20 protein-coding genes are annotated in these 22776 nt (G+C 39.4%); 11 read left to right on the forward strand and 9 right to left on the reverse strand.

Annotated features, from left to right (window positions below; genetic code table 11):
- Positions 1-15: 15 nt before the first annotated feature.
- Complete coding sequence (locus tag EZ456_RS13265; protein WP_205945087.1) at positions 16-1695, reverse strand: PAS domain-containing sensor histidine kinase; 1680 nt, start codon at positions 1693-1695, stop codon at positions 16-18.
- Positions 1696-2422: 727 nt separating this feature from the next.
- Here EZ456_RS13265 and EZ456_RS13270 point away from each other — a divergent pair.
- The 3 genes from EZ456_RS13270 to EZ456_RS13280 all read left to right on the forward strand — a co-directional run bounded on the left by EZ456_RS13270 (position 2423) and on the right by EZ456_RS13280 (position 5715).
- Positions 2423-3976 (forward strand): PAS domain S-box protein, encoded by a 1554-nt coding sequence (locus EZ456_RS13270; protein ID WP_131530880.1) that lies wholly within the window; start codon positions 2423-2425, stop codon positions 3974-3976.
- A 398-nt stretch (positions 3977-4374) separates the two neighbouring features.
- Positions 4375-4527: a lmo0937 family membrane protein gene (locus EZ456_RS13275; protein WP_131530882.1), complete on the forward strand. Its 153-nt coding sequence runs from the start codon at positions 4375-4377 to the stop codon at positions 4525-4527.
- Between the two features lie 912 nt (positions 4528-5439).
- Positions 5440-5715 carry a hypothetical protein gene (locus tag EZ456_RS13280; protein WP_131530884.1) on the forward strand — a complete coding sequence of 92 codons (276 nt, stop codon included), beginning with the start codon at positions 5440-5442 and terminating at the stop codon, positions 5713-5715.
- Between the two features lie 311 nt (positions 5716-6026).
- Here EZ456_RS13280 and EZ456_RS13285 read toward each other — a convergent pair whose 3' ends face one another.
- Positions 6027-6800 (reverse strand): DNA-formamidopyrimidine glycosylase family protein, encoded by a 774-nt coding sequence (locus tag EZ456_RS13285; RefSeq protein WP_131530886.1) that lies wholly within the window; start codon positions 6798-6800, stop codon positions 6027-6029.
- Positions 6801-6802: 2 nt separating this feature from the next.
- Positions 6803-7084, reverse strand: coding sequence for a DUF3606 domain-containing protein (locus EZ456_RS13290; RefSeq protein WP_131530888.1), 282 nt, complete (start codon positions 7082-7084; stop codon positions 6803-6805).
- Positions 7085-7217: 133 nt separating this feature from the next.
- On the opposite strand from EZ456_RS13290, the gene EZ456_RS13295 reads away from it, so the two are divergent.
- Positions 7218-7631 (forward strand): hypothetical protein, encoded by a 414-nt coding sequence (locus EZ456_RS13295; protein WP_131530890.1) that lies wholly within the window; start codon positions 7218-7220, stop codon positions 7629-7631.
- Here the strand turns inward: EZ456_RS13295 and EZ456_RS13300 are convergent.
- Entirely contained in the window at positions 7628-8389 is a 762-nt protein-coding gene (locus EZ456_RS13300) for a DUF72 domain-containing protein (RefSeq protein ID WP_131530892.1), read from the reverse strand. The two genes, EZ456_RS13295 and EZ456_RS13300, sit on opposite strands and share 4 nt — an antisense overlap.
- Positions 8390-8622: 233 nt before the next feature.
- Here EZ456_RS13300 and EZ456_RS13305 point away from each other — a divergent pair, with 233 nt between their 5' ends.
- Complete coding sequence (locus EZ456_RS13305; RefSeq protein ID WP_131530894.1) at positions 8623-9129, forward strand: RNA polymerase sigma factor; 507 nt, start codon at positions 8623-8625, stop codon at positions 9127-9129.
- 239 nt (positions 9130-9368) lie between these two features.
- Here EZ456_RS13305 and EZ456_RS13310 read toward each other — a convergent pair whose 3' ends face one another.
- Positions 9369-10016 carry a response regulator transcription factor gene (locus tag EZ456_RS13310; RefSeq protein WP_131530896.1) on the reverse strand — a complete coding sequence of 216 codons (648 nt, stop codon included), beginning with the start codon at positions 10014-10016 and terminating at the stop codon, positions 9369-9371.
- A gap of 262 nt (positions 10017-10278) precedes the next feature.
- Entirely contained in the window at positions 10279-10902 is a 624-nt protein-coding gene (locus EZ456_RS13315; RefSeq protein ID WP_131530898.1) for a hypothetical protein, read from the reverse strand.
- Between the two features lie 202 nt (positions 10903-11104).
- Here EZ456_RS13315 and EZ456_RS13320 point away from each other — a divergent pair, with 202 nt between their 5' ends.
- The 3 genes from EZ456_RS13320 (at position 11105) to EZ456_RS13330 (ending at position 16052) form a co-directional block, all read left to right on the forward strand.
- Positions 11105-11683: a YciE/YciF ferroxidase family protein gene (locus tag EZ456_RS13320; RefSeq protein ID WP_131530900.1), complete on the forward strand. Its 579-nt coding sequence runs from the start codon at positions 11105-11107 to the stop codon at positions 11681-11683.
- Positions 11684-12010: 327 nt separating this feature from the next.
- Complete coding sequence (locus EZ456_RS13325; protein ID WP_131530902.1) at positions 12011-13459, forward strand: histidine kinase; 1449 nt, start codon at positions 12011-12013, stop codon at positions 13457-13459.
- A gap of 769 nt (positions 13460-14228) precedes the next feature.
- Positions 14229-16052, forward strand: a complete 1824-nt coding sequence (locus EZ456_RS13330; protein ID WP_131530904.1) for a M60 family metallopeptidase — start codon at positions 14229-14231, stop codon at positions 16050-16052.
- A 224-nt stretch (positions 16053-16276) separates the two neighbouring features.
- Here the strand turns inward: EZ456_RS13330 and EZ456_RS13335 are convergent, their stop codons facing one another.
- Positions 16277-16507: a hypothetical protein gene (locus tag EZ456_RS13335; RefSeq protein ID WP_131530906.1), complete on the reverse strand. Its 231-nt coding sequence runs from the start codon at positions 16505-16507 to the stop codon at positions 16277-16279.
- Between the two features lie 256 nt (positions 16508-16763).
- On the opposite strand from EZ456_RS13335, the gene EZ456_RS13340 reads away from it, so the two are divergent.
- From EZ456_RS13340 to EZ456_RS13350, 3 genes are all read left to right on the forward strand, one after another.
- Positions 16764-17447, forward strand: coding sequence for a phosphatase PAP2 family protein (locus tag EZ456_RS13340; RefSeq protein ID WP_131530908.1), 684 nt, complete (start codon positions 16764-16766; stop codon positions 17445-17447).
- Positions 17448-17483: 36 nt separating this feature from the next.
- On the forward strand, positions 17484-18977 hold the full coding sequence (locus EZ456_RS13345; protein WP_131530910.1) for an ArnT family glycosyltransferase: 1494 nt from the start codon (positions 17484-17486) through the stop codon (positions 18975-18977).
- 166 nt (positions 18978-19143) lie between these two features.
- Positions 19144-20094 carry an alpha/beta hydrolase gene (locus EZ456_RS13350; protein WP_165501320.1) on the forward strand — a complete coding sequence of 317 codons (951 nt, stop codon included), beginning with the start codon at positions 19144-19146 and terminating at the stop codon, positions 20092-20094.
- Positions 20095-20115: 21 nt separating this feature from the next.
- Here the strand turns inward: EZ456_RS13350 and EZ456_RS13355 are convergent, their stop codons facing one another.
- Both EZ456_RS13355 and EZ456_RS13360 read right to left on the reverse strand, forming a co-directional pair.
- Positions 20116-20931: an endonuclease/exonuclease/phosphatase family protein gene (locus EZ456_RS13355; protein ID WP_165501321.1), complete on the reverse strand. Its 816-nt coding sequence runs from the start codon at positions 20929-20931 to the stop codon at positions 20116-20118.
- 138 nt (positions 20932-21069) lie between these two features.
- Positions 21070-22776 carry a RagB/SusD family nutrient uptake outer membrane protein gene (locus EZ456_RS13360; RefSeq protein ID WP_131530914.1) on the reverse strand — a complete coding sequence of 569 codons (1707 nt, stop codon included), beginning with the start codon at positions 22774-22776 and terminating at the stop codon, positions 21070-21072.

The following is a 22776-nucleotide window of genomic DNA, read 5'->3' on the forward strand; positions in this document are numbered from 1 at the left end:
TCCCGAACAATAGAATTAGTTGGCCAGGGGAACTGTAAACCAAAAAGTTGAGCCATTGCCTGCTTCGCTTTCTACCCAGATCTTTCCATTGTGGCGATTGATTATTTCAGCGCTTAGATACAGTCCGATTCCGAAACCGGCTATAGTCCCATTGTTTTCACCCCGATAATAGCGTTCAAAAAGCTTTACCTGTTCATTTCCTTCAACTCCGATGCCTTGATCCTGTATACTGACCATGGCAATATTTTTCTTGCGTACACAGGACATTAAAATTGTGCTGCCATTTGGTGAATATTTTGCTGCATTGCCAACGAGGTTATTTATTACCTGGGCAATCTTATCCCTGTCGGCAAAAACCATAACACTTTCCTTTCCGGAGAATTTGATGATGTGGGTACCAATCTGGTCGGCAAATTCCAGTTCTAGTTCTGTACAAAGGCCTGCAAGATCAAATATTTCCCTATTAAGCTGGATCTTTGCAGATTCAAAGCGCGCGAGGTCCAAAAAGCCTTCGATCATTTTTGACATTTTTCTCACTTGCATTATTACACGTGCCACAGGTCTTTGCAGGTTATCTGCGCCTGCTTTACTGATCTGCATTTCAAGAAACTGCAGATAGGCACTGATAGAGGTTAACGGTGTTTTAAGTTCATGGCTGACCATTCCGATAAAATCATTTTTACGTTCCTCATCCTTTTTTATATCCGACACATCCATTACCACTCCGGTAAAATCGGAAAATTCACCCGAAGGGTCGGCACGTAACCTACCAATAGCCCGTAGCCACCGTAGCTTATTGTCGTTCAGGCCAATTACGGGATAGGTCACGTCATATTCTCCGTTATTGTAGATCGCATTTTCAAGTGTGGTAGATACATAGTCCCTGAAATCTTCCCGAATCTGGGTAATGGCCTGCTCAATAATAATTTTCTCGAAATGTCCCAGCCCAAAGAGTTCACGTAGCCTGGGTGTGGTAATAAAGTCTCGGCTCAGGGAGTGGATATGCCATATACCAAAATCGGCTGCTTCAACAGCAAGCCTTAGAGAAGTATCGCTTTCTTCCAACTGGTTAATGGTTTGCTTTAGATGTTCCTGAACAGCCATTAATTCTTCATTGGCCTGAACAAGTTCTTCATTGGATGTGGTAAGTTCTTCATTTATTGCATACACGCTTTTTGAGAGTTTTAGTTTTTCTATTTCAGCAAACTTTCTGACACTTGTCTCCACCACATAGGTCATTACCCCAAGCACCTGTCCCCCACGACCGATTATGGGACTATAAGAAAAATCAAAATAACAGGTTTCCGGAGATCCATTACGGTTTAATATAAGTTCCCGGTCTGAATGCCTTACAGACTGACCTTCAAGAACGGTCTGGTAAAGAGGTCCTACCTGTTCCCAAACTTCAGGAAAAGAATCTCCAATAGGATTGCCCATGGCGACTGGATGTTTTGTTGAGCCAAGGATAGGTCTATAAGCATCGTTATAAAAAAGGAAAAGCTGCTTCCCCCAACATATGTGCATCGGAAATGGTGAAGCCAGAACAGTAGCAATCATGCTCTTCAACATCTCTGGCCAACTTTCTAAGGCACCCAATGGAGATCCTGACCAGTTCTTCATCCGGATCAGGCTGGCCATTTCACTGCTACCATTTACAAAACTGAACGCTCCTTGTGTTAAATTCTCATTACGCATCATGTATAAACCGTTCTACACCTTATTGTATCCTTTAATCCTAATAATCCATGCCATTTGATGCCCATCCTATAAACAACCTTTTAAACATCGTCAAAGTTTGCAAGATCTTCATATTTATTAATGATCTGACCTGGCCAGGGTTTAAACGCAGATAAAAATCCATTTTTAGCTATTTAATAAATAAACCAGCTCCTGGTCAGAATCAGGCCGTGGTAGACCGGATTATGAATAAGCCTGGTTTGAAACCGTGGGCTTAAAGTGCCCGCCGGATTATTGAACGGAACAGCGGAAGATTCAAACAAAAGCAGTGAAAATATTTGATTTTACAAAATAGTAACCTTAACACCAACGCAGTTTCTAACAAGATCAGGTTATGTAGGCTGTGATCTGTCTGTTAAGAATGACAAGCATTTTTAATTACTTTTTTGATCCTAATCAGTGAGCCGCACCTATTCCTTCTCAAAAGCAGCGATGCCCATAGGAATTAAAACTGAAATAGTTTTACCTTCGAACACCGTAAACACAATCCTTATCCCTTAACGATAGTTAATGCCGCCCTATTGTTCGTGGTAGTGTTATGTTCCGTATAAATACGTGAATTTATAATACATATACGCGTTAGTGAAGCAAATCATCAGGCTATTTTGTTTATTTGCAATTAGAACCTAAGAGAATAACCGATTATAAGAAAACAGACCATTAATATCCCTATTTTGTCTAAATCATGAAAGATAACAATGAGATAGTCGCTTTGATAAAAGACCTGAAACGACGTGAATCAGATCTTAAACTCGACAATGAGCAGTTGCGCCACCTGAACCTGGCATTGACGATTGCCGAGGAAAAAAGTGCCATGCTCAATTCGATTATTGAATGCTCGGACGACGCTATTATTAGTAAAAACCTAGACAGTATTATTACCAGCTGGAACGGCTCTGCTGAGCGGATTTTCGGTTATGTGGCAGATGAAATGATAGGAACCTCAATCCTTAAATTAATTCCGGCAGACCGCGAACATGAAGAGGCAGAAATTCTTGCCCAGCTAAGGCGTGGGGAAAGGATTGATCATTTCGAAACCAAAAGACAACGTAAAGACGGCACGCTGGTTGATGTATCGTTAACCATTTCACCAATCCTCGATTCTAACGGAGTGATTATAGGGGTATCTAAGATTGCCAGAGACATCACCGAACAGCGTACAGCAGAGGTAATGGGCAAAAGGCTCAGTGCCATCATAGAATCCTCAGACGATGCGATCATCAGTAAAGACCTAAACAGTATTATCACAAGCTGGAATAGTGCTGCCGCCCGGATGTTCGGCTATTCTGCTGATGAAATGATTGGAAATTCAATATTTAAGATCATCCCGCCCGACAGGGTAGATGAAGAGCCAAAAATCCTCTCCCAGTTAAAAAAAGGCTTGCGGGTTCATCATTTTGAGACTGTCCGCATGAGAAAAGATGGAACCCTGATCGATGTTTCACTGACCATATCCCCAATTAAAGATAGATCTGGAAAGGTTATAGGCCTGTCTAAGATTGCAAGAGATATTACCGAAAAAAAGCAGATCGAAAACAAAAAAGACGAATTTATTGGCCTGGTTAGCCATGAACTCAAGACTCCCCTAACCTCATTACGGTCTTACATACAGGTTGCACTGCATAAAGCAAAGCAGACGCAGAGCAGCTTTATCAGTCATGCACTTTCTAAAGCAGAAGTGCAGACCAAAAAAATGGAGAAAATGATTACCGATTTCCTCAACATTTCGAGGCTACAAGATGGTCGGATGACACTCGAACAGGCTAACTTTAACCTCAGCACGCTAATCCGGAGCTGTGCAGCAGATGCTGCCATCACCAGTTCAAAACACGACATGGTTTTTCAGGGTGAAGAAACTGCTTATGTTTATGCGGATGAGGAGAAAATATCACTGGTACTGACCAATCTGATCAGCAATGCACAGAAGTACTCCCCCAGGGGCAGCGAGATTACCATCCGTTGCGACAGAGAAGACGAATTTTTCTCAGTCAGCATCCAGGACCAAGGGATAGGCATCGCAGAAGAAGACCAAAAAAACATGTTCCAGAAATTTTACCGGATCCGCACTGAAGAGACCAGATTAATTGCCGGTTTCGGAATAGGCCTACACCTGGTATCATCGATACTCGAACTGCACGGATCTGCGATCACCGTAAAAAGCAGACCAGGTGAAGGCTCAACTTTTAGCTTTAAACTCAATGCAGCAATAAGTGGGAGTATGGAAGATATAATTGTCTAACCTACTTATATCGAACGCCCCGAGCTTATATTTAGCTGACAATTATCAAGAGTTGAAGGAATAAGTAGGAGATCTATATCATCATGCTGTCCCGAATCTTCGATCAGCATCTTTCCCGCAATTAAAGAAACTTGGTTCCAGAGAAACTAATGTTTAGACACAAACGTCGTTGTTCCTGTTCTATACCCTATCGGGTGGACACATCTTTAGCGAAGCTTTAATATGCGATAACAACAAAGCCATTACCTCAAAAAAATAGTTGGCCTCTGGCGATCTGTTTAAAACAAAATGAGCCGGAACAATAGCAGTGAAATCCAACTTTGATAAATTCAAAACCGGAAAGACAAAACTTTTTCGTTCTCCAGCTTGTTTTATAGCAAAAATTAAAAAATAATACTATGGGAAATTTACTTTATATTATCGCTGTTGTACTGGTTATTATCTGGGCAATTAGTTTCTTGGGAGGCTTTTATACCGGTGGAATTATCCATGCCCTTCTGGTTATTGCAGTTATTGCAGTAGTGCTTAGGCTGATAAAGGGTGCAGCATAATCCGATATAAATCATCAGGCCTACATCTATTACACCACATTTATGAATAGGCCGGATAGGATTAAAACCGGCAAGCCATCTTGTTATGCTTTGGGTTTACCGCACGAAGCTTAAACAGGATGGCTTTCAACATATTGGTTCTATTGGGCACAACAACAGGCCATCATCGAGGCTACTGTAGAAAGCTGTGCAATGCTTTTAAAAGCATCCCGAACAAATGGGGATATGAAATCAATGCCTACTGATCCCTTATACCCTGTACTTGGATTTTTATTTATAAGACATATAAAAAAAAATATGGTTTACAGATTTTTTATTTTGTAAGCTCCATTTGCCAGCACAATTTTCCAGAAATATGCCGTGGTTAAATTTTGGAATGGCAAGTGAAGATTCGATTTTAGACATCAAGTCCTCCTTATTATGCTCTAGCCCACGGTATTTATCTGTGAACATATGTGGCAAAAGAGTATCTTTCCTGTTAATTCAAGTATAAATCCCTTATGATAAGCAAATCCTTAAGGCTAATTTTATAGCCATAGAATCAGATCTCGGGACGATTAGATTAACAGCTAGCCCTTCAGAAATGAAGGGCTTTTTTTATTTAAAATGTCTCTGACGACCAGAGAATGGGTTTTAGCCTATTTCCATATCATAACAAAGGGCCCTTTATGAACGCAGAAACCTTGGTATTAATGTTGATTGTCCTACAATCAGATAAACATAAGGATCTTTCTACAGACTAGCCTGCTCAAGATTTGGCATAGATAAACTCTCTTGTATGCAGCCAACAATAGGATATTTGGAAATAAGAAAATGCGGCTTAACTCTAGATATATAATATATCTTCAATTACGGGTTCGTGTACTATCGTTTCCCATAAAACAAAAGTGCCTCCTTTAAGGTTTTGTTAACATGACAGCATTTAATATCGATATCAGCCATGGCGGAGATGCCATTACCCTCACTATTATCCCAAAAGACGATTATTTTAAGATTGCCTATGCCGAAGGAATACTCGGGGCGATTAAAAAAGAAGGTGCAGATTGGATTTTGATGGAACCAGATGAGATCGCACCGGGCGAGCTCGCCCCTTTTGAAAATAAATTAACTCCTGAAGGTAAGCGCATTGTGCTTGGCGCAGCGGAGGTTAACCAGATTGCGGGCGAAATCGAAAACCATTTAAAATAAAATAACAGGTGGACAGATGATCTGCGGATCTGGAACAGTGTCTACCCGGATATCACGAATTAACTATCCGCATCAGTTCCAGGAGGAATATCACTCTTTTCGGGATCTTTTGCTAAACTGTCCGACTTTTCAAAATTCCCGTTTTCATCATAGGCTTTATCCGCATCGCTGCCCTCGATTTCTTCATTGGGGATTATGCCTGTTTTACCTTTTTCTTCTTTTTCGCGCTGTTTTCCATATCGGTTATTTTCTTAAGCCATCTGCTGTATAATTGGCTATCATGGATGAATTTTTATTGCTAAAGTCAAAGATTATTCGAATAGTTCCTGTCCTTTGGTATAATAAGTTTTTCTTCCTCCAATCTTTTCCGACAGGATTTCTTCTCCCTTTGGTCCTTTTTTGATGGAAGCGCCATGTATCTTCATAAAATCCCTGAGTTCACCCTTTAATTCATTGCCATTTTCTTTGTCTATCTTTTCAATGGCGGTATGGAGTACCTTAGAAATACTTTTATAAAGTTCCCTGGCATGCTGTTCAGGTATAGCTTTGGCAATGGAAAAAGGCGAAATACCCGAATGGTAAAGGATCTCATCAGAATAGGAATTGCCAATTCCCGTGATGGATTTTTGATCCATCAGCAGGGTTTTGATTAAGGTACGTTTTCCGGAAAGCAGCTTCAGAAACTCCTTTTCCGTAATTTCTAGCGCATCAGGTACCGCAACAGGATTAGGGTTCAATGTGGGAGTGGCCTGTTTCTGCATATCGATAACAGCAAATCCCTCTCCCCCTTCAAAATGAAAGCCGATGATCTGGAAACGCGAAGGTTCATCATTTTCAATTGCAGAAAGCTCACCGCGGAGCATCAGGTGAAGGCCCAAAATTTGATTACCCGAAAAATAAAGCTGGAGCGTTTTCCCCACTCTTTTTACGTGCAAGAGCTCCCTGCCTTCAAGTGCAGTTCTTAGTTCCTTGGCCGGCACATTAATCTTTTTGGCAACACTAATCTCCAGCGTTGCCAATGTTTTGCCTTTATATCTCCGCTCAAGGATTTGGGCAAATACGGTTAGGTCTGGTAACTCTGCCATAATTAAACGCTTAAATATTTCCTAATGTCTGAGACTTTATTGCTTACAAGGATAATGGTGGCCTTTAATTCTCCGGAACTGATCTGTAATTCATTGGCCCAATACTCCAACTCCGAAGGGTCATTGGCATTGATAGTTCCAGAATCTGGACCAAAATTCTGTGGTTCCAATGTATCATTATCACTTTCAATATTGTGGAACACTTTAGCAGCATCCTTTTTTGGCTCTGGGGCATTTATCTTATGGCTTTCATGGCCACTTGGATATAGATCATCATTTTCCATATTCAGCTTTATCTATATAATCCTTATTTAGGCTATATTGTTTTGCTTATCGGTAGCAGCACGCTGTTATAATTGTGTAAGATTCAAACATCCCATTGGCATAAGTGTTATTCTTGCTGTAATCCAATTGATAATGATGAATAGCAAAAAGATCCGGGAAGCCAAATATTTTGAGTTGGGAAGGCAGGCCGAAAGAGATGGTTTGCTTAAAGAAGCGGTTAAGCAATACCTGCTATTGCTCAAGAACAAGCCTGCCCATATTGATGCCAATAACCGTTTGATGATGGCTTACCGGAAACTGCATGAATATTCGAAAGAAATTGAACTCATTAAAAAAGCGGTCAATGCCCTTGAACAGGAAACGGAAAGACAGCAACAGCGTTATATAGATGAACATCCTGAAAAGGCAAGTGATACCAGAGCACTCGCCATGAGCCTTGGATTGCTTGGTAAAAAGGGTCTTCCTTTGATTGAAAACGAAGTAGTTGCGAGGTGGCAAAAAAGACTGCAGATCGTGCAAAAAAAGCTAGAACGTATTAAACATTAAACGATATCCGCTACAAAACGCTTGAGGGTTTTTAGATTACCAATAGCATCTCCCATGGTATTGTTAAAATAAACAAAAACCTCCTTTTCCGCCGATAGCCATTCGGCAATATAACCTGCGTATTCAGCAAGCACATCTTCAGGATAACTACCCCGATAATTGCCACCTGGTCCATGAAACCTCAGGTAACGAAAATTGCTATCGGTATCATCAAGAGGGCTCGCTGCTGTACCTTTATCATGAGTAACAATACCAAGTCCATTTTCATCCAATAGCTCCATTACTTCTTCTACATATAATGATGTGTGCCGGAACTCCAGTGCAATCTTCCAGGCGTTTTCGGAATCATGTTCATGCAGGCAAGACATTAATCGGGAAAGCTGGGGGAAATTGGCAATCCTCACGCTCGGCGGAAACTGGACCAAAATACAACCCTTCTTATGCCCGGCATTGGCAATTACCTCCATAAACCTGGCAATATCTGCAGGGTCAAATCCCAACTGTGGAGCATGGGTGATGCCTTTGAAAAGTTTAAAAGTAAAGCGGAAATCTTCCGGAACCTCTTCACTCCACTTTTTTACAGTGGAGGCGAGCGGAATCTTATAAAATGAGCTGTTGATTTCGATACTATTCATTAATGAACCGTAATAACATAACCTTGAACGCTCCTTAAACGCATCGGGATAATGCATTTTATTTGGCACAGGCAACAACAGGCCGCTGGTACCGGAATAATAACCTTTGATATTTTGTTTCATTGTTTTACTAGCAACAACATTAGAGACTAAATTGTTGGGCATAATATATACCAGTTTATCATTTAGGCAACATATTGTGCATTTAAGAACAAGCGTTTTGACCAACTAAGATTGAAGGCAGGTAAAAATACAGCGGTTGCGGAATCTACCTATAGGGCTCAATTTGAATGCTAACGGATGCCACCGCTGGTATAGCTTTTGTACTTTATCATTAAACGCTAAAACAGAGCCTTATGACACAGAAAGAATTCAGCGAGACCATTAACTTTCACGCGTCGTCTTTGAGATTGCACGCGCTTAATTTTACGAGGGATACAGAAGATGCCAATGACCTGCTACAGGATACGTTGCTCAAGGCAACCCGTTTTTTCTCCAAGTTTGAAGATGGTACCAATATTAAGGGATGGCTGTTCGTGATCATGAAGAACACCTTTATTAATAGTTATCGAAAAAATCTAAAAACCAGAGACCTTACTGTACAGGAAGAAGAGATTACCTCGGCAAACCTGTATTTTAGCGCAACAACAAATGCCTCAGAAGGCAATTTCGCGCTACAAGACATTAACCGTGCACTTGCATTGCTTCCTGAAAAATATTCAGCCCCTTTTATCCGCTACTTTGAAGGGTATAAATATCATGAAATAGCCGAAGAAATGCAACTTCCGCTAGGAACGGTTAAAACTTATATTCATGAGGCCAGAATCCTCTTAAAAAGATACCTCAAGCAGTACCAAGCATAATTCAAAAGAGGATAGCAATTACAAAACTGCTATCCTCTTTTTTATACACTATCACTAAAACACCTCCTCCTATCTAAATCGTCACTTGTGGAAAATACTTGTTTTTCTGAGCGAAGTACCCAAAAATTAATTTTTCGGAAGTTCAATAAAGAAAGTTGTGCCTGTGCCTTCTTCGCGAACAAACCAGATCCTTCCGCCGTTCATAATATAAATTTTTTAATTGCCAACCATATCCTACATTAGTTTAGAATTCCATTAGTGTAGGCAAAACGCATCAGGACAGCCGTATTTTTGGCACCTGTTTTATCGATCAAGCTCTGACGGTGCCCTTCAACAGTTCTGCGAGAAATAAAAAGCTTATCTGCGATCTCTGCATTGGTAAGACCCTGCCCGATAAGCTGAAGAATTTCGATCTCTCTTGAAGAGAATTCAGAACTTAGCATCCCCAGTCTTGATGAAAGGGCAGTATCAATCATCTTATCGACCAACCTGATTGAAAGTCCCGAGCAAACATAGCGCTCACCTGCAAAAATTTTGGAAACTGCGAAAAACAGTTCATTAGAATTTACCGACTTGGTGAGAAAACCCATTGCCCCTGCGCCCATGGCCTGATATAGATGTGATTCGTCTTCAAGCATCGAAATAATCAATACAGGAACCTTTGGATACTTTTCCCTAAGTGCGCTGATCATTGTAATCCCATCCATAACGGGCATCCCAATGTCAGAAACTACAAGATCGGCTTGACATCCCTGATCCAGCGCATTGAGTACTTCCTGTCCATTACCTGCAGCAAAAACAATTTTATATTCGTTGGTGGATTCCAGAAGCATTGTAAGTCCGGTCCTGATGACCTCATGATCCTCTGCTAAAATAATATTCTTCATTATGATTTTACCTCATCAAGACAAGCCTTATGGTTGTCGCAAGAGTTATTTATTTAAACAACATTTCGCATTCCATAAAGTTTTAATTCATCTTAACTAATCTTACATTGATTAAGAATCAGAGGAGCATTCAAAACAAAAAAGACCAGACATATGTACCTGGTCTTATCAGCCTAAAGTGGGTATTATAATTCCTTTGTATAATCGTTCCATTGGGCAATGCCTTCAGGTTCTGCAGACTTTACCTCAGTGCTCTTTTCTTCTACAGGTCCAACCTAGTCTGCTTCAAAATCCCAGAAACCAAAAGATGCCATTGCGCAAAGGACATGCCAATGGTACTTCCACCATTCACCACTAGGTTCCTGGTCTTGTCTAATAGGTTTTGGTCCTGTGTGTTCGGCACTTCATTCCGTCCATGCACTTCAACGCTAAGTACGTTAGCTCTACGGAAAACAATAAATGTAGATGTGGCCCTATCGGTAAAAAAATGGGCTATCTTTCCTCCAAAAATACCTGGAACCCTACTGGGCCTCGCTACAAACAGGGTAAAGTCGATGTCCGAACCATCATCGGCATATTTCTCTAACTGTTCAATATATACCCAATCAAAACCTTTTCCAGCAGCTGTTCCCGGACCGGGTATGTCTATTCTAATATAATCACCCTCAAGAGCGGCTCTATTAAGTGGAGATCCGTTCTGGTCAAACAGTTTAAAGCAGCTGGCTTCAATAGTAGAAATCCTATACCACTCGTTAACGTCCAACAGGTGCTGAACTACCTTTTGATATGTAGCCTTAGCTTCAACAGTCGAAACTAGTATCTTTTCTTCTTCAGCATCGGTTTGCTGACCGATCTGCTGGGTGGGTATCAGTTCCTGTTTTTCCATTGTAACCATTTACTGAAAAATCCTCTTAGTCACAAAATTGTTTTGCCTTTTTATATATAAGCTTAAAATAGGTAGCCAGTACCCATGCGGTGATAACTACCTATCATGCCCACGGGGAATACGCGTTTTGCATAATTTCCTAAACCATTAGCCATATGTACAGTTTTTTATAATAAAGAAAATTATAAATAAAATAAAGCATATGGCAACTAAAACAAAATCAGCTTCAGCTAAGGCTGGCACCAAAACAACAAATAAAACAGCGGGGAATACAACAGGAAAAATTGAATCATCTGAATTCCACGAGTTTTTTATTGATGAGTTAAAGGATATTTATTGGGCAGAAAAACATTTGGTAAAAGCACTTCCCAAAATGAAAAAGGCAGCAACCAGTCCCAAGCTCGCTGCAGCCTTTGAAAAACATACGCAGGAAACCCAGCTCCATATAGATACTTTGGAACAGGTTTTTGGGTTACTGGATGAGAAACCTGCAGCAAAAAAATGCGATGCAATGGCAGGATTACTGGAAGAAGCAAATGGTATTATAGAAGATACCGATACTGGCACCATGATCCGCGATGCCGGATTGATCGTTGCTGCTCAAAAGGTAGAGCATTACGAGATTGCCACCTATGGAACCTTAAAAGTATTCGCAGAAAATATGGACCGTTCGGATGTAGCTGAGCTACTAGGACAAACCCTGGAGAATGAAAAAGCAACAGACATAGCCCTGACCGAAATTGCTGTCGGTGCTGTTAATGCTGAAGCCGCTTCAGAGTAGGCTGTTTTAACTAAAAAACTCAATTGGATGCCCCCAAAAAGTTAAACACTTTCTGGGGCATTTTTATGATAAATAACCACAGTTTAGGGCTTAAACTTAACGGTGTTGAACAAATTTCTACAGGTGCGCATCAAAATATTTCAGTTTGCTTAGCTGCGCAACTAATTTGCTGAATATACCAAGACTTATTAAAATCAAATAGACATACAAACTAGCCAACAAACCGTGCTAAAATTAAGTATCACCACGTTAACGGTTCGTTTTACCACACTAAATACAAAAAAATGAAAATAAAAGCCTAGAATTAAGTAATTGGTTACTAAGCAAATGATGTATGAACTTATAAGCTTCAGGGAAACAATTTTAGATGCCCTTACCGCAGGAACAGCATATAAACGGCCGCGTAAGGAACTACAAGGTGAAATCTTAAAGGAAAGTAAACGAATACTCAGCTCCATTCAGCATAATATTACTCAAATAGCGCCTGATAGATTAAGGGTTTATTTAACACAACACCAAAGAGGGTTGATCCAATTAATGGAGGAGTTAGAAACTATAGTGAATGGGGATAATCATAATGCTGGTCAAAAAAACAAAACTGAAGAAATTAGTAGCATATCAAATCTGCTTAACCAGATGGTATTGGACCTTCAGCATTATTTCCCATACTATTTCGACTATCATAGCCCTGTCTCCGTAATTACTCAGAAACAACTATTATTAGTTATTGCGGAAAATTCCAGCCAGATCTTAAAAAACCTCGAAGGACTGCATACTGATAATGAAACCATCGAGATCTTTACGCATATCTTTGAACAACTAAATAGCGGTATAGGCCGTTTCACTTTCGAACAGGCCGGATATCTCCATGATTTTTTCGAATCGCTTAAAATAGAGTTAAAGAAATTTGCGGCTCCTTTACAAATGCCAGGGATTATCCTACTCCTCACCTCCTTAAATTTCAATCATCCATCTTTTTATCACTCCTGCTGCAACCATTTTAATCAAGAACTTCAAAAGTGCGAAAGCATTAGCGAACAAAATAGATTAATCCATTTCTTTAAAAAGCTAATTGGGCAGGTCTTTAAAACTATAAGCATATCATATAACAGGAATTTGCCCAATATTGATGAATCACTGCTGAGGTACATTGAAAGCGAGATCAGCTACCTCAAATCAATTGATACCATAGCCGAAGACCTGAGTTCTGGTGGTATTTTGGATAGCAATTTTAACCCACATTTCTTGTTCAATACCTTAACCTACATATATAACAGTACGCATAAGAGCGAACCTCGAGCTGCAGAAGCGGTGCGATATCTTTCAAAACTGATGCGTTACGCATTGGAATGCGAACATGGTCCGGAAATTATGCCGCTAGAAGCAGAGATCCGCCAAGTCGAAAACCTTCTCCAGCTTAGCAGAATAAAGCAGCCTGACTTATTTATAGATTTTAGTTATGACCAGAAAATCGAATCAACCGAGGTAATTCCATTACTTTTACTTAGCCTAACCGAAAATATGGTTAAACACGGTAACCTCAGCCAACCAGAAGATCCTGGAAAAATTAGGGTAAAGTTGCAGGCAGCGCAGTTTAGTATTCAAACCAGTAATCTGATTAACACAGGCCTGAACGATACAGGTTTCCATACCGGCCTTGAAAACATCCGCCAAAGACTGCTTCATACCTATGCAGACAGGGCAGCGATCTCCTCCGGACTGAAAGGTAATTATTTTGAAGTGCTAATTACAATTAACTTACCAGAAGCTCGTTAGTTCGTATACCGTGCTAAGCACCTAAATACTGACTCATATCTGGATTTTAATTAGCTTTATTATGGTTGGATTACACATTGGTACATCTTTATACATTAATACCACTTAATATTTCAATCTTTAAATTTAGTATTATGGCCTTATCAATGAAAAATTCCCAGCGAAAGGCCATCATTCTACCATTTCCAGTAACAACTTCGCTTCATTCGTGGCTTATAAACCTGCCTCCAAAATTAAACGGCAAATTAGATAAACCAGTTCTATTGGTTCTTTCTCAATTTGGTGGTTAGGTCAGCGCAGGGCCTAATCTCTGTTGAGCAATCCGAAGCTTGCTGTGCCATACATGCGTATTTTTATGGTCTTCGTTTCGCTAATCCTGTTTTTCATAGGCTCATTACTCTGGGCAGGGTACCTGAATGTGTTTTGTGAAGAATATATTGAAATTAGAGGTATGCCTAAAGCCAAGGCGTGGACTATCCCTCTAATGCTGCAAATGCTATTTCGTGATAAAGATTAATGTAACAAAGTTTCGGAACGGAAAATAAATATAGCGATTAATACTGTAAAGAACAGGCGAATCAAACGTTTGCGCAGTCTTTTTTCTCCTACATAAATGTATTTATGAATATATTGTATTAACGTTTAAATAGATCTATACCAGTTTATTAGGTTTAAACTGGCAAACTATACATTACAATAACTAATTATCACCATAACCCATTATTGGAACATGGCTACCTATAACCAAATACTTACTAAAATCTAAAAAATGAAAAGAAAATTATTACTCTTAACCGTTTCGGCAATTGTAGGCCTTTCGGCATGTAAAAAAACGGCTGTATTACAAGAGGAAGTTGTAAACAGCAAAAAAACGATGAGTGGTGTCAGTGTACAATCCCTCACTCAAACCAATATTTTTAATGTCACCGAAAAAATCATTGCATCAATTGAAAGGGACCGCTTAAAAAATGGATACTATTTAACGGATTTTACAGCAACCGGTTTATACATGGCTCCGGGGGCTACGTTAGATATTACCGTAGAACAAACCGCTGGCACCCGCTTACCCAAATTATTAATTGGCACATATTCTAGATATGGCACATGGAACACCCAACCCACATCTGTACAGCTAACTGCAGGCACCAATACAATTAGCAATGCTGTAGGGGGCTTATTATGGATCAGGTACACCAATTCAATGACCGGATCAACCGCTAAAGTAACTTTTAATAGTGGCCACCAATATGCGCCTTATTACAAAGTTGGTGTAACTACAAATTCAGATTGGATTAATCAATTACAAACCTATACCACTCCTGATGTTGTTTTAGAGGGTACAAATTGTTTTATCGTAGTATCAAGAACTAAGGCAATACAATACCAATCAGAAGATCAAAGCGCTATATTGAACAAGATTACGCAAGTTATTGCACTAGAAGATGATTTGAACGGCTTAGACAACTCATTGCCTGCCCATGCGAAAAATGTGCATACCTATCTTTTAACACAGCATGAAGATCCAGCCTATTATTTTTTCGCTTATGATTACCGCACAGCTTATATCACTTCAGATGTTAATGCCATTTTAACATTAAGTGCAGTGGGTACCAATGGTTGGGGTTTATGGCATGAACTGGGCCACCAGCACCAAATGATGTGGCGTTGGGGTGCTTTGGGTGAGGTTACGGTGAATCTTTACAGCTTATATGTGCAACGTACGCTTACTCCATCTATTAACAGGTTGGTAAATGATGGCGTTTGGCCAAAAGCTTTTACCTATTTAGGAAAACCTGCCGGAACCAAAGATTATAACGGATCAGCAAGTTATGCCAATCCTTTAACCGATCTGTTTATCAGGCTTTGCATGTTCCAACAATTAACTTTGGCTTATGGCGATAACTTTTATAGAACCCTGGCCAAAAATATGCGTGTTGAAAATCCAACGTTAGCTAATGACGATGCCAGGTTGCGTTATTTCATGCTGAAGGCTTGTAGTATATCGGGCAAAGACTTAAGTAACTTCTTTCAGAAATGGGGATTGAATTTATCTACTTCAGCAGCTACTACTCAAATATATGCTGATATGGCCGCTTTGGGTTTACCTGCACCAAACACAGACCCCTCTACCCTGCAAGATAATGTTGCACCTTTAACAGAATTAAGTAAAACTGGATGGAGCATCAATTCTTTCAGCTCTGAAGAAACCAGCGGCGAAGGGGCTATCAATGGCAGGGCTGCTACTTTAATTGATGGTAGCCACAGTACATTCTGGCACTCACGTTGGACCACCTCTGCAACAAGTTATCCGCACCAGGTTGTTATTGATCTAGGGTCTTCAAAATCGGCAAATGGCTTAAGTTTAGTGCAAAGAAGCGGATTGAGCCGGGCGATTAAAAACTTTCAGGTTTTAACAAGTACCGATAATATAAATTTCACCTCAGTAAACAATTATGTAGCTCAAAACGCTGCCGGAGTGCAATATTTTGCATTTGGGAGTACCAAAACCCTAAGGTACCTTAAAGTAATTGCCACCTCTGCACAAGATGGTTTGCAGTTTGCATCTCTAGCAGAGCTAGGTTTATACAATTAACAACTTCGTAAAAAGAGGCTGTATAATATAGAATTGTCGTTATGAGAACTAAGCATTAAAAATATAATGAAGTAGGACAGCTTTTAAGAAATCGGCATTGCGAAGCCAATTTTTCATTGGATGAAGCAATCTTAATGCGCTCGCTGGTAGCGATAGTTGTAAGATTGCTTCGATCCTCGCAATGACGATTTTCTACAAACCGAATAAAAATCGGTTTTTGTGGCTTATAGGTTATTTACTTCAAAGCCACGATAACTAAGCATTTCGGCATTATGCGAAACAATTAGGCGAAGTTTTAATCTTTCTATAATTTCTCTGGCTTGAGCAATGTTCCTTTGCATATCGCTTATTCCCCTGATTTCGATCCCACCTGACATTAGTTTAAATTTGCTGGGCTCAAACTTATCAATAAACTGCTGTAGATCTGGGCTAACCTTTACCTGGTTGTTTTGCATAATCAATTATTAATTCTTTTGCCACAAAGCAAGACAAAGCGTTTTAACTTATCAGCGCTTTCATATTAACTTATTAAGAAATGTTAAGAAAAGACTTTTATCATATCATCATTCTCCCAGTCCTAATCATTGAGGTTTTATAGCGCGCATGCAGATCTTGTTATTAAATCTTAAGTCGAACAGCATGACACAAACATGATATTCGCTTAACTTTCAAATGACATACAGCTCATAGTTTTGTGTTAAAGAACTTGATATGCGTACGATAAAAAGATTGACCAAACTCAATTATTATTTCTTTACCGCGATATCAGTACTGCTGTTGTTGCTTATTTTTAATTTTAGTTTTTCTAAAACAGATGGCTTTCTCATTTTTAACCAGTTTCATCCGGAGTGGTTGGATGTTTTTTTTAAGTACATCACTAATCTTGGAGATGGTTTAATCAGTATTCTGGCCGCAATAATCTTGCTCACCCTACGGAAAAAGAAAAAAGCAATGACTGTGGCTCTTTCTTATATTTACTCGGGGCTGCTCATCCAAATCGCAAAAAGGGTATTCCACATGCCCCGTCCAAAATATTTTTTCGAGCAGACTTTATTTCAATATAGCCATTTTGTTGAAGGGGTAAGCATGCACGACCAAAATTCTTTTCCATCAGGTCATACCGCATCCGCTTTTGCATTAGCCACAGTATTAGTTTTGGTTTTCAAGAAAAAGAAAATCTCAGCTTATTGTTTATTTTTCGCTTTTCTGATCGGTTATTCTCGCATATACCTGGCCCAACATTTTCTTATCGATGTAATTTTTGGCGCTATAACCGGTATAATCTGTGCAATGGTGAGTTATCATCAAGTATACGATCTTAAACTTTTCAGACCGACCAAGGTAACCAAAAGATATAAACAGCTTAAAATTGCCAGTCAGGCCAATCCAGTTTAAGTGAAAGAAATTCCAGTTAAACTTTGGTTTTTTATAATGGCAATGACTATAATCAAACTGGTTATAGCCTCAACAATAGCCCTTGGAAACGATGAGGTATATTACTGGACCTATGCCTTAAATTTAGAGTGGAATTATTTTGATCATCCTCCTTTTGTGGCGTGGTTAATCAGAACAACAACAGCAAATTTATACATCCACAACGAATTGGCTGTTCGGCTCGGTGCCATAATATCATCTACAATAGGTACAATAATCGTATATAAAATAGGTAAACTACTCCTTAATGCCCGCGTAGGCTGGTTTGCCGTTTTACTTTATTCTTCATCTTTTTATTGCAGCATTATCGCTGGGACATTTATTTTGCCTGATAGTCCTCAAATGGTTTTCTGGCTATGGAGCATCTTTTTATTACTTAAAATTACTAAATCTATTCATCTGAGATTACCCACATTAAGTCTCTGGTGCTGGTTCGGTGTGGCAACAGGTATTTGTATGATGTGTAAAATACATGGTATCTACCTATGGGTGGCCGTTGTATTGTTCGCTCTGTTTAGCAATAGAAAATTCATGGTGCAAAAAGGCATGTATGTTTCCATGTTAATTAGTTTGATTATTGTATCTCCTTTTATCATCTGGAACATCCAGCATCATTTCATTACTTATACTTATCATAGTAATCGGGTTAGCCTGTTCCATGCTGGTATAAATCCATTGGCTTTCGCCAGAGAAATTAGCGGGCAAATATTTTACAACAATCCTATTATTTTTTTTCTGGCATGGATTACAGTTTTTAGTTTAGCCAAAACAAAACACCATCATCTTAAAAGCGAAATACAACTGCTATTGTATTGTGCGCTCCCACTTATTGCTACGCTAATTATCCTCTCCATTTTTAGAGATACCTTGCCACATTGGTCTGGCCCAGCCTATACCTGTTTAATATTTCTTTCTGCATTGAAACTAGAATCTTTTACATTATCAAAAGTAAAAACCATTATTAGTGTTAGCATGCTGTTTTTCTTATTCGTTGTATGTACAGGCCTTGTCGCAATTAATTTTTATAAGGGCTCATTTTCGCCGCAAAAAGATCCAATGCATTTTGGTGCGAGTGACCCCACCTTAGATTTATACGGCTGGAAAGAAACTGGAAGGATAATTGATTCTATTTATCGATTGGATAAATCATCACAAAGGGACAAAACAGTCCATACCATTGTGATTACAAAGTGGTTTCCTGCTGCTCATTTAGATTTTTATGTCTGCGCCAGAACGGGTTTACATACGTATGGCATAGGGGAAATATTCGATCTACACCAGTATTATTGGTCTAACCAAACCAAACAGCAATTAACTGCTGGAGACAATGTATATTATATTATTCCTTCTAATCTTTACGATGAAAACAGTTTAAACTTGATCAAATCTCAATTTAAAGATTGCAAACCACCAATTATTACACCTATTTTCAGAAACGGAGTGATTTGCAAAAATATCCTATTATTTAAGCTAAATGGTTACAAAGAATAGTTCAATCGTTATTATAGCCTATCAAATTATATTTAAAGCTAAATTAAATTAAGGGTGTAGAATATCGTGTATTTAATTGCACTTGAACTGAAAATGCAATAAATTAGCATAGCAATCAAAGCCGATCCATTTGGCTAATAGCGAACCTCTTCCTAAAACATAGATGATGCCCAATAATAAAGTATATCCGCTAAGCGTACTGTTCCTAACACTTTTGTTCAGTTCTCTATCTTCAATAGCACAAATTATACTCAAGGATAAAAAATATCGTGTAGATACTAAAATATTCTCCCAAACTGATTCAGCAACACTAAAGTTAGACATTTATTACAGTGGTAAAATAACAGAAACCAAGCCAACACTGCTTTTTGTATTTGGTGGAGGCTTTGTTATGGGCCGCAGAGATAGCAAATTATTTGATCAATACTTTAACACTTTAATAGGACATGGTTTTAAAGTGGTTTCGGTTGACTATAGACTAGGCCTTAAAGGAAAGAAATTTCCTAGTCCATTTAATACTTCTAATTTAAAAGCAGCTATTGATACCGCTACGACAGATGTTTTCGACGCAACAGCTTATCTGATTAAAAATGCAAAAGAACTCGGTATTGATACGGCTATGATCATCCTATCGGGATCAAGTGCGGGCGCTATTACGGCGCTACATGCTGATTATAACAAGCGGAATGCGACAGCATTATCGGCTAAGCTTCCACAGCATTTTCAATACAAAGGTGTAATTTCTTTTGCCGGAGCAATATTAAGTTATCATGGTGCACCAAAATATGCCATGCCACCAGCACCTACAATGCTTTTCCACGGCACAGCCGATAAACTTGTACCCTATAATAAAGTGAGATTGCTTAACAGGGGCTTTTTTGGCTCCAAGTATCTTGCACGCACCTTCAGAAAAAACGGATATCCGTATTACTTTCAGCATGTGCAAGATATGGGGCACGAAATAGCTGGCTCGCCAATGGTCGAAAACCTGCCTGATATTTTGTGGTTTATAGAAAATTACATCATTAAACAAAAGCGCTACTTTATGGAAGTAGACTTTAAAGATGTCGACAAAAAACCTACCTTCAGCATACCACCTGCTTTAAAAAAGAGATAACATAAATGGTATATAGTTCTGCTATTTTTTTAGTTCGAGCACAGCAACGATCGGTAAATGATCTGAGGCATAACGCTCAGGAATAACCTCGTGGGAAACAACTTTAAAAGGATTCCCGGTTTTAAAACCAATATGATCGATTGTTTTCCGTGGGTTGATTACAGGAATGGTAAAACCACAATCGTTACAGGTTCTGGTAAAATTCGAATCGAATATTTTAATGCTTTCTGAACTTGGATCAGCATTCAAATCACCGGCAACAATTAGTGGCAAGCTTTCTTTTGCTGTTAACCGATTGATCTCTTTAGCCTGAAGAATACGGTTATCTTCTGGACGTTGCGCATCAAGATGGGTGGAAGCGAAACGGATAAAAACTCCTTTTGCAATTTCTGCAGTCGCAATGGCCAAAACCCTTTGTTCTGCCTTGGCATCGTTATTTTTTGGTAACATAAAAGTCTGTTGACCTGATAAAGGAAAACGTGATAAAATGGCTACCCCATAGTCGCCCCCATCGTGGTCTATCGCCTTGCCAAAATAAAAATTCATCTTTAATTTGGTAGCCAGCAAAACGGCTTGGTTAATACTGCCCGATCTTTTGGTATTCACATCTACTTCTTGTAAGGCCACAAGATCAGGTTTTTGTTGTGCTATTGCTTTGGCAATCGCATCAACATCTATAAGACCTTCTTTCTCTTTTGATGGCGGGTTACAATGATGAAGGTTATAAGACATTATGCGCAGTACATTACTGCGCTTTGATTCAGCTTGTTTACTGATCTTAGGCGAACAAGCACCTAAAAGGCAAATACTTAGTATTAAAAAAGGGTATAATTTCATATCGGTTAAATTAATAATAAAAAGAGGCTGTATTATAAAGTTAATTTCGGTTCGAATGTGCCTACGTTTAACTTCCCGATCAATCTGGATAGGCCAAAGATGACAGGTATACATTATTGATACAGCCTCTTAAATTAGCTACCAGCCTGGGTTTTGCCCCAGTACCGGATTGCGTTGTAATTGTGTAATTGGAATTGGCCAAAGATAATTTTTAGGAGCAACAAATTTTCTACCTGTGTTTACCACAAAATACCCGTTGGCATCTGTTGCAATAGTAGCCACATATTGCTGGTTAAAGCTTTCAACCAAACTTTTCTTCATACCCTTTACATCCTGAGCCAATAAATCGCCCTGTTTCCAGCGGAGTATGTCGTAATAGCGCTGTCCTTCAAGTGCCAGCTCCACCCTTCTTTCGCGTCTGATTTCGGTTCTTAAATCCAATCCAGCCGCGGCAAGTTCGGTAATTACCATTCGCTTCATCCCTACACGGTCGCGCAACTTATTAATGGTATTATCAATATCACTTTGGGTAAGTGTACCTTGCTCCAACCTTGCCTCTGCAAAAGTAAGCAGTACTTCGGCATAACGGATATGATGGATATCGTTCGAATCCTGACTTACAGTACCCACAGCAGCAACTTCTACGTATTTACTAAAGTAAAATCCAGTCCCTGTTATACAACCCTTTTTATCAGCGTTCCACTTAGGCGTGTTAAATATCGGATTTGTAGTGGCATCGGCATCGCCATCATCTTGTCCGCCCCAAGCCCAACCAGGTGTTAATATGGTTTGGTTCATACGTGGATCTCTGTTTTTAAAGATATCGGCATAAGCGCTTTCGCTATACAATGGCGATTTATCTATTGGAAGCCCATCTGTACATAAATAACTATCAACCAACGATTTCGTTGGCGAGTAGCGGCTCGTTTGATCGGGCACCTGAATTTCGCGACTGGTGTTGTGCACACTTACCCCGGCCACATTTGGTCTTGCTAAAATGGTTTCTTTGTTAGCACCTGCGGCTAATTTTCCTTTATAGGTAAAAAGGTCATTATAACATTTAGCTGTACCTCCAGCTGTATATAGCTGATATATATTCAGATCCATTACCGACTTGGCGGCGGCCTCTGCAATGCTCCATTTTTCGAAAAAGAGTGCTACCCTGGCTTTCCAGGCAAATGCGGCACCTTTGGTAATGCGACCAAGATCTGCAGAAGTATAAGTAGTTGGAAGACCAGCTGCTGCTGCATCTAAATCGGCAAAAACAAATTCGAGCACTTCTGCCCTTTTATTACGCGGACCAAATACTTCTTCATCGCCAATATCAAGTGTTTTAGAAATTAACGGTACATCGCCGAAAAGGAAGATCAGATAAGTGTACATAAAAGCCCTTAAAAACCTTACTTCGCCTGCGTACTGCGCTAAGGCAGTTGCACTAATATTAGTGGCCTTGGTGTAATTTTCGAGAAAATGGTTACACCGCCTTATGGCAGCATATAAATTTACCCATTCGGAGTTTAATGTACCAGAGGTAAAATCATAATTTCCTGCAGAAATGGCCTGATATTCTGAATTAGGTGGATAAATGGTATTGTCGCCCATGTTTTCCATGGAGATGGTATTATTGTTTCTTAAATTGCTATAACAGGCATTTACGGCCAGTTTTAATTGTTCTTCTGTTTTCCAGAAACTGATATCGGTTGCCGAATCTAGCGGTTCACGATCAAGAAATCCTTTTTTACAACTAGCTAAGAAAAAGGAAGGAATCAGCGCCACGCCGCCCAGCAGACCCGTTGCTTTTAAAAATGATCTACGGCTATTTATATATTGATTTTGATTTTTCAT

The organism is Pedobacter psychrodurus (assembly GCF_004331735.1).
Taxonomy (GTDB): domain Bacteria; phylum Bacteroidota; class Bacteroidia; order Sphingobacteriales; family Sphingobacteriaceae; genus Pedobacter; species Pedobacter psychrodurus.